Below are 8,488 nucleotides of genomic sequence, written 5' to 3'. Positions count from 1 at the left end.
CTTGCATGTGTTAGGCGCGCCGCCAGCGTTCGTCCTGAGCCAGGATCAAACTCTCAATATAAAAGTTTAATTAAGCATCAGTCAAAACTGACGTAATTGACGTAAAAACAAAAATGTTTTTATGTTAATTCGTTGCGACTATAAGTCGCATTGTTGTGACTAAAAGTCACATTGTCACAAAATCTTGTGACATTTTGGTTGCTCATTTCATATATAAATGAAACGAAATTTATCTCACTATCCAATTTTCAAAGGTCGTTTCTCGCCTCCAGCTCTTTGCTGTCGACTCTTATAATTCTAGCACCGAAGCTCTTTCTTGTCAACAGTTTTTTTGAAATATTTTCCAAATCTTTTTGTTGACTAGCGGCTCTCGTAAGTGCCGTGTGCCTCAGCGACTTCTATAGTATAGCAAGAAGAAGGAGCTTTGACAAGCCCCTTTTTAAAAGTTCTATTTTTCTAAATTTTCAATAGTATCTTACTTATCTGACGTTTTTAATTTTTGATCGATATAACTCCACACCTCTTGCTTTTCAAACCCCTTCCGCCAAGATGCAAACCCCTTCAAATTACGGTTTTTTATGATTTCTATTCTTTGATTTATTGATTTAAAGTCTTCAATCCACAATTGATACAATACACCTTTGTATTCCAATCTTGCATAGTTAAGCTTGTTCTTTTCATCAAATACAACATTTACTTTATTCTTTTTGACAAATTCCTCCACTTTTTTCATAGTATATGCAACCGATGTTATCTCTCCAGTTTTTTGATTTTCCTTCCAAAGTCTAGAATAAAATGGTGCACCTAATATAATTTTTTCACTTGGAACTTCTTGCAAGAATTTTTCTACTCCATTTTCAACCCACGGTATACTAGCAACTGGTCCAGCTTCTTTTCTCCCAGCCCAGTATTCATCATAAGCCATGATCACCATATAATCTAAGTATTTGTGAAGTTCTTTCCTGTCGTAACATTTTGACCAGTTTTCGCTCTCTGAAATAAATGTGACATCCATGGATAAAACGAGCCCTTTTGCTTTTGCTCTAGCGTATAGTTCTTTTACAAATTGTGTTAACATTTTACTATCTTTATAATACACATTTTCAAAGTCTATATTTATTCCTTTAGCTCCATAATTTAAAGTCTTTTTAACTACCTCTTCTATAACCTTTTCTCTTTTCAAACTATCATTTACTAAATCACTAGTTCTTTTTGGATCAAATCCATTAGCAAATAATATCCACACTTCATATTTATTCTTCTTCGCCCAATTCATATAATCCATAGTCCCTATATCTCTAATACTAAGATTTTCTCTAAGACTAAACCATGTAGGAGAAACAACATCTATGCCTGGCTGCGCTTTTAATTGTGTGGATTTTGGTGTCTTACTAACAAAGTGGTTCCATGTCATGTTTATAAGGCTATCTCTTTTGTCATTTTCATATGGTGTTTCTACCTCTGCTACTCTTATGTTTTCTATTCCAATTGGAACATCGAGCTTTCCTATTCTTCTCATGTACTTAAAAAAGCCTTTTGTATCTAGTGCATTTTCATTTACATATCCTTTTTTTCCTCTTGCACTAACTACTTCTTTCCACTCTCCATTTGTTATCACTTTATATATTTCATTTTCTGCTATTAGATCAATTGCTTCTGACATATAGCTATTAGAGCTTCTCACTCTCATATTTTTTGTAGCGCGTTTTATATTATCAATAGTACTAGTTTCATATACTATGAGTCTATTTAAATCCTTTTGGTATTCAAACATGTAAAGTTCTTTAGTTTCTAAAAACTGAGTACTTATAAATATATCTTGACCACTTTTTTTCACTATTGGTTGACTAAATTCTATAGTCTCTTGATTCTTTCTTGCCGTACCATCCTTGTAAAATCTATAAAGATTTCTACCATCGTAGTACGTTAGAACTTCATTTTTATGATCCCATGAAATATCTGCTACACTATGATTTTGAATCCAGTCGATATTTGCATATACATGATTGTCCTCTACATTAAAATACATATCGCCTTCTTCAATATCTCCATCTAATGAAATTGTTTGTCTCCATACTTCATACTCTGGCAAGTCCAAAAAATTAGTACCAAAAATCATATACATTGCTGCTAATGCAAACACTATGACAATACTAGATACAATTATCTTTTTTTTCATTCTGCTTCTCCCATCTACTTTTTTCTTTTAGTATCTCATATCTAGATTAATTTTTCATGGAAGTTACGATTACAAATCAGTTACAATACTACTATATGTTCATTAGCTCTACAAAAAATACCTTATTCCAAAATTTCATCATGCTTCAAATGAATTTGGTAATAAGGTATCTTCTTATTTATACATCAAAATATTTTTTTGCAGGCTTTTTCTCTGTTTGTTTAATCCCTAAATTTGGAATTTTATTTTCGCTTAAAATATTTGAAACTTGTTCCACTATGTCTTTATTTATTTTGATTGAAATTCCACAACTCACGCTCAGCACTCTTGGAGTTGGAGATATATCATATTTTAGATTTTCATTTTTTAAATGTTTTTCCAGTGTCAATCCAGCCATATGATTTGGAAATAATACGTAGTAATCCATAGCTTTACTCACTTATTATTTCAAAGAAAGCTTCTAATCTAGTTTTAATCTGACCAGCATCTTGAAGACCATAATCCGTTTCTATCATAGTAACTGGCATACCTTCTTTATCTAAAGCATCTTTTACTTTTTTGTACTCTGTTGCATAGGTTGAACAAAATGGAAGACTATAGTATACAACTCCATCAGCTTTATATTCTTTATATAACCTAATAATGTCATCTATTCTACCGTTATTAGGAGTAAAGCAAGCACAATTAATATTCAAGTACCTTTCTGCAATAGCATCGTATTGTTCTTCTAGCGTCTCTAAATCTTCTTTAACTAAATTTTCAAAGTATTTAGTCCCAGTACATGTCTCTTCACAGACAACTAATCCTCCACTAGTTTCAATCAAGTGATGCATTTTCCAATTTGGAATAGCCATAGGCGTTCCTGTAATTAGTATTCTAGGTTTGTCTTTACTAGCTACACCATTTCCCTCTTTTACTCTCATTTCTAATTCATCACACAATGCGTTAGTTTTTTCTACAAACCTTATAGGATCATCGTAGAAAGCTATTTGAGAAACAAGAAGTGCATCTTTTCCACTGATAGGACAATTCTCTTCTTTTCTCAAATCATAAAGTCTCTTAAGTGCTCTTCTTTTATTGTTAGTAATTTTTATAGTTTCATTTAATTTTTTTGTTTCAACTTTTTGTCCAGTCATCTCTTCAACTTTTTCTTGGAAAATCTTAAGCTCATCAACCCAATGTTTATGATCTTTTTCTCTTTTCATCTGAGGTAAATCCATTACATGTACCGGAGCATATTCTTCTAATACTTCCCATGCTTTTTTCTTGCCATCACATGTTGTCTCTCCAACTAACAAATCAGCTGATGAAAAATAAGGACATGTTCTACTTATTCTAGCTCCTACAGATGCTTTTATTAAAGGACATGTATTTTTAGGTAATACCTCTTCTCCTGCTGGTTCCCAAAAATCCGATCCACCGCAAAGACCAACTGGTACTGCATTCGCTGCTAATGCAATTTCGTCTGGAACATATACACAAAATGTGCCAATTACCTTCTTGTTTTCTTTTTCTTTTAACTCTGCCAACTCTTGTATCCTAAAACCATGTATCTCTGAAACAACAAAATTATAATAGTTCATTCCTTCAGGTCTGTTTTCCTGACTCATGTATACTTCACCAAATAGTTCAGGTAAAACTGCACATAATTGATCATGTTTCTCTAAATCCACATCTAAATTTTTCCACAACTCTCTATAATCTGCCACAATGCTACCTCCTCAAATACAATTAATTCATTATTCTGTAAAATTGTAACACAATTTCAATTGCAATAATCGCATTTATCAAAAATATAAATTTATTCATAGAAAATCATTTTCAATTACTTATTTTTATTCACCTTTTCCCAGCCTATTATTGCCGCTCCTAGAGCTCCTGCAAATTGAGAATTCTCAGATGTATTTACATTCATTTTCAATTTGTCTTCTAAGAGATTAACTAAGTTTTTACTCTTTGATACCCCACCTGTAAATATAATAGAATCTTTCAAATCTACTTTCGATAACATAGCACTTGCTCTTTGAGCAATTGATTCTAATATTCCAAGCGCTATTGATTCTTTCGACGCTCCACTAGCTAGTAAACTAACTACTTCTGACTCTGCAAAAACGGTGCACATAGAGCTTATTTTTTCTGGCTTAACTTCTTTAGATAGTTTCGAAAAATCTTCCATTTCATATTCTAAAAGATTACCCATTACTTGTAAAAAACGACCTGTTCCCGCTGCACATTTTTCATTCATCAAAAACTCTGATACCGTTCCTTTTTCATCTATTGATATAACTTTACTGTCTTGCCCACCTATATCAAGTATAGTTCTAGTCTCTGAGTGCAAGTAATGTGCTCCTTTAGCATGACAAGTTATTTCTGTCACTGCTTTATCTTTAAAATCAAGACTTTTTCTGCCATATCCTGTTGTAACTATATAATCTATATCTTCTTTTTGTATATTATTTCTTTCAATCAAAGTCTCAAAAACTTTGCTTCCTGCACTTTTAGGACTCCATCCTGTAGGAATTATTTCCTGATCGCAAATTCCATCCTTAAATAAGACCGCTTTTGTTCCTACCGATCCCATATCTATTCCAATCGTATACATCTTCATCGATCCTCTCTATCATTACCATAAATATTTTTTATCAAAATCTCTTTTATTATATCTTTTTCTATCGCTTTAATGTTGAGAGTTTCTTTTTTTCTATCGCACTATTTTTAGTATAATTTTTTTCTATACGAATTTCGTCTAATTTAATAATCTTGTGAATGAAAAAAGTCTTCGGATATATATTAAATACATCCGAAGACTTATCATCAAAATCTTGAATTTATACTAGAAAAGTTTTTCAGCTAATTCTTTTCCTTTGTTAAATGCTATTTTGTTAATTTCAACAAATTTTTCTTTAACTAGTTCTTCTATAACTTCATCCCACTTCACTTCATCTATACCAAGTGCTCCAACTAAAGCTCCTAGCATTACGATATTTTGTGTTTTAGGATTTCCAATTTCTTGAGCTATATCCATAGCATCTAGAGTAACTGTATCTACTTTACTCTTAAGTGATTCTATAATACCATCTGGATATTCTTTTTCTCCTATAAGAACTGGTACTGAAGGAATTCTATAGTTGTTAATTACAAGTCTTCCTTCCGGTTTCAAGTGATCTATCCATCTCATAGCTTCCATTTCTTCAAAAGCTACTACAATATCAGCCTGTCCATTTCCTATGATAGGAGAGTTTACTTTTTCACCATAGCGCACTTGAGTAGTTACACTACCTCCACGCTGAGCCATACCATGAACTTCTGACATTTTAACATCATAACCTGCATTTATTAGGCCAGTAGAAAGGATTTTACTCGCTAAGATGATTCCCTGACCACCAACTCCGACTAATAATATATTTTTTACCTCTGACATGAGTTTCCCACCTTTCTATTATCTCTGTACCAATTTAATTGCATCAAATGGACAAACTTGCATACATACTTCACATCCAACGCACATGTATGGATCTATTTTAGCGCCTTCTTCTTTTGTAAATGATATAGCTGGACATCCAACTTTAGTACATTTTTTACATTTCTTACATGTATCGCTCTCAACTACACAAACTCCTCTTTCATCAAGTTTGTATTCTTTGATTTCATCTTTTCTAAATTTCTTTAAAGCACATGGCCATTTAGTTATTATTACAGATGGTTTGTCCAAATTCAAATGTTTTTCTATAACTTTATCAACTTCATCTAATTTTAAAGGATTAACAACATCAACATCTTCTATTCCAAGAGCTTCTACTAGTTTAACTAAATCAACTTCTCTAGCTGGCTTGCCCATCAAAGTGTATCCTGTTCCAGGATTTTCTTGATGTCCTGTCATTCCTGTAATTCTATTGTCTAATATAACTACTGTTGAATTTCCGCCATTGTAAGTTATATCTAAAAGACCTGTCATTCCTGAATGGAAGAATGTTGAGTCTCCGATAACACTTACAACTCTCATGTCTCTGTCATGATGTCTGTTAGCCGCTGCAAATCCGTGTCCAGCACTAACGCTAGCTCCCATGCAGATTACAGAATCCGTAGCATTTAATGGTGCTGCTGCTCCCAATGTATAACATCCGATGTCTCCAGAAATCATAACATTTTTCTTTCTACTCAATTCATAGAAGAATCCTCTGTGAGGACATCCTGCACACATTGTTGGAGGTCTTCCTATAACTTTTTCTTCATCTTTTTCTACCTTAGATCTCTTTTCACCTTTTAATGCTTCAGCTATGATATCTGGGTTTAATTCACCGCAAGTAGGAAGAGCTTCTCTACCGATAACTTCTATTCCCATAGCTTTTATTTCTGTTTCTAGATAAGGCTCTAATTCTTCTATTACATAAAGTTTTTCTACTTTTTTAGCAAAAGCTTTGATTTTTTCTTTTGGTATTGGGAAACTAAATCCTATTTTCAAATAAGATGCTTCATTTCCAAATACTTCTTTCGCATACTCATAAGCTACTCCTGATGTAATAATACCAATCTTAGTATCATTCATTACTTCATAGTTTAGCTCACAATTGTTGCTGTATTCATATAATTTCTTCAATTTTTCTTCTAATTTAACATGAAGCACTCTACCATTTCCAGGATTAGCAACATATTTAGGAATGTCTTTGTTGTATTCTTTCATTTCTACTTCTACTCTATCTGAAAGTTCAACTACACTCTTTGAATGACAGACTCTAGTAGTCATTCTAAATAAAACTGGTACATCAAATTTTTCACTTATCTCATAAGCTACTTTAACCATATCCTTAGATTCTTGGCTATTACTTGGCTCTACCATAGGCATTTTAGCATGACGAGCATAGTATCTATTATCTTGCTCATTTTGAGAACTATGCATACCAGGATCATCTGCTGTAATTATGATACATCCTCCATTAACTCCAGTATAAGCGAATGTGAAAATAGGATCCGCCGCTACGTTCATTCCTACATGTTTCATTGCTGCTAAACTTCTAGCTCCAGCGATAGATGCACCAATTGCAACCTCTGTCGCTACCTTCTCATTTGGAGCCCATTCTGAATAAATCTCCTCGTAAGTAGCAATATTTTCCAAGATTTCTGTACTTGGTGTTCCTGGATAAGCCGCTGCTACACTAACCCCTGCTTCATAAGCCCCTCTGGCAACGGCCTCGTTACCTGTCATAAGCTTTTTCATTTTAACGCCACCCTTCTCTATTTTAACCTCTATTATTTATACTTAAATTATTTGTTAGCTATCAAACTACCTAGTGCTATAGAATTTAATTTTGCTTCATGTGTATCAGCTCTAGATACAAGTACAACAGGTGCTTTAGTTCCCATTATTACACCAGCTGATTTTGCATTTGCAAAATAAGTAAGTGCTTTTCCAATTCCATTTCCCATCTCAATTGAAGGCACAACTAATATGTCAGCATCTCCAGCTACTTCACTTTCAAAACCTTTGACCTTAGCTGCTTCAGTAGAAATTGCTAAATCAAGTGCAAGTGGACCCTCTACAACTACTCCACTTCTATTTTGTTTAGCAAATACTTCTTCTACTTCTTTTGCATCAACTGTTGCCTGCATCTTGTCACTTACTTTTTCTTTAGCCGCAAGAAGTGCAACTTTTATTTGTTCTTGACCTAATGCTTCGCATGCTTCTATTGCATTTTCAACAATTTTAACCTTTTGCTCTGCATTTGGTGCTATATTCATCCCTCCATCAGTTAGGAATAATAATTTATGATAAGTAGGTACTTCATATACCATTACATGACTTAGTAGGCTATCTGTTCTAAGTCCATACTCTTTGTTTAAAACTTCTCTTAGCAGTATTGATGTATCTATCAAACCCTTCATTAAAAAATCTGCTTTACCAGAGCTAACTAATTGGACAGCTTTTTGAGCTGTTTCCTTCAAATCATCGCTTTGTATTTTTTCATACGCTGATAAATCTAGTCCTAACTCTTTTGCAATTTCTTCTGTTTTCTGGATGTTTCCAACTAAAACAGGTTCAACAATTCCCTCTTCTGCCGCTTCTATAACTGCTCTAAGTACTTCTTCATCCTGCGATGCAGCCACCGCAAGTTTCATTTTTGCTTTATCTTGCACACTCTTTTTCAATTCTTGTAAGGTTTTCATAAACTGCCTCCTTCCATTTCCAAATTCATTGTACCACACTTTTGGAAATTCTTCCAACTTTTTTGTAACTCTTCAAAAAAATTAGTAAAGCACTTGTTTTAAAATTTAACCCAACAAAAAAGAACCATGACTAATTCATGATTCTTT

At 33.3% G+C, this 8,488-nt stretch carries 7 protein-coding genes and 1 rRNA gene; all 8 read right to left on the bottom strand.

From position 1 onward, the window contains the following. Positions 1-61: ribosomal RNA gene (locus N4A40_00695) — 16S ribosomal RNA — on the bottom strand; the annotation flags it as partial. Positions 62-475: 414 nt separating this feature from the next. Beyond that, complete coding sequence (locus N4A40_00690; protein ID MCT4660346.1) at positions 476-2,179, bottom strand: glycosyl hydrolase family 18 protein; 1,704 nt, start codon at positions 2,177-2,179, stop codon at positions 476-478. A gap of 178 nt (positions 2,180-2,357) precedes the next feature. Further along, complete coding sequence (locus N4A40_00685; GenBank protein MCT4660345.1) at positions 2,358-2,606, bottom strand: DUF3343 domain-containing protein; 249 nt, start codon at positions 2,604-2,606, stop codon at positions 2,358-2,360. A 4-nt stretch (positions 2,607-2,610) separates the two neighbouring features. Beyond that, complete coding sequence (locus N4A40_00680; GenBank protein ID MCT4660344.1) at positions 2,611-3,888, bottom strand: double-cubane-cluster-containing anaerobic reductase; 1,278 nt, start codon at positions 3,886-3,888, stop codon at positions 2,611-2,613. Between the two features lie 116 nt (positions 3,889-4,004). After that, on the bottom strand, positions 4,005-4,787 hold the full coding sequence (locus tag N4A40_00675) for an acyl-CoA dehydratase activase (GenBank protein ID MCT4660343.1): 783 nt from the start codon (positions 4,785-4,787) through the stop codon (positions 4,005-4,007). Between the two features lie 225 nt (positions 4,788-5,012). Continuing rightward, complete coding sequence (locus N4A40_00670; GenBank protein ID MCT4660342.1) at positions 5,013-5,600, bottom strand: indolepyruvate oxidoreductase subunit beta; 588 nt, start codon at positions 5,598-5,600, stop codon at positions 5,013-5,015. An 18-nt stretch (positions 5,601-5,618) separates the two neighbouring features. Beyond that, positions 5,619-7,394: an indolepyruvate ferredoxin oxidoreductase subunit alpha gene (iorA, locus tag N4A40_00665; protein MCT4660341.1), complete on the bottom strand. Its 1,776-nt coding sequence runs from the start codon at positions 7,392-7,394 to the stop codon at positions 5,619-5,621. Positions 7,395-7,441: 47 nt separating this feature from the next. Then, the gene (locus tag N4A40_00660; protein MCT4660340.1) at positions 7,442-8,341 is read right to left on the bottom strand and encodes a bifunctional enoyl-CoA hydratase/phosphate acetyltransferase; all 900 of its coding nucleotides are present in this window, start codon (positions 8,339-8,341) and stop codon (positions 7,442-7,444) included. Between the last annotated feature and the right edge of the window lie 147 nt (positions 8,342-8,488).

The organism is Tissierellales bacterium (assembly GCA_025210965.1).
Lineage (GTDB): Bacteria > Bacillota > Clostridia > Tissierellales > JAOAQY01 > JAOAQY01.
This window is presented reverse-complemented; position numbering and strand designations above follow the sequence as displayed.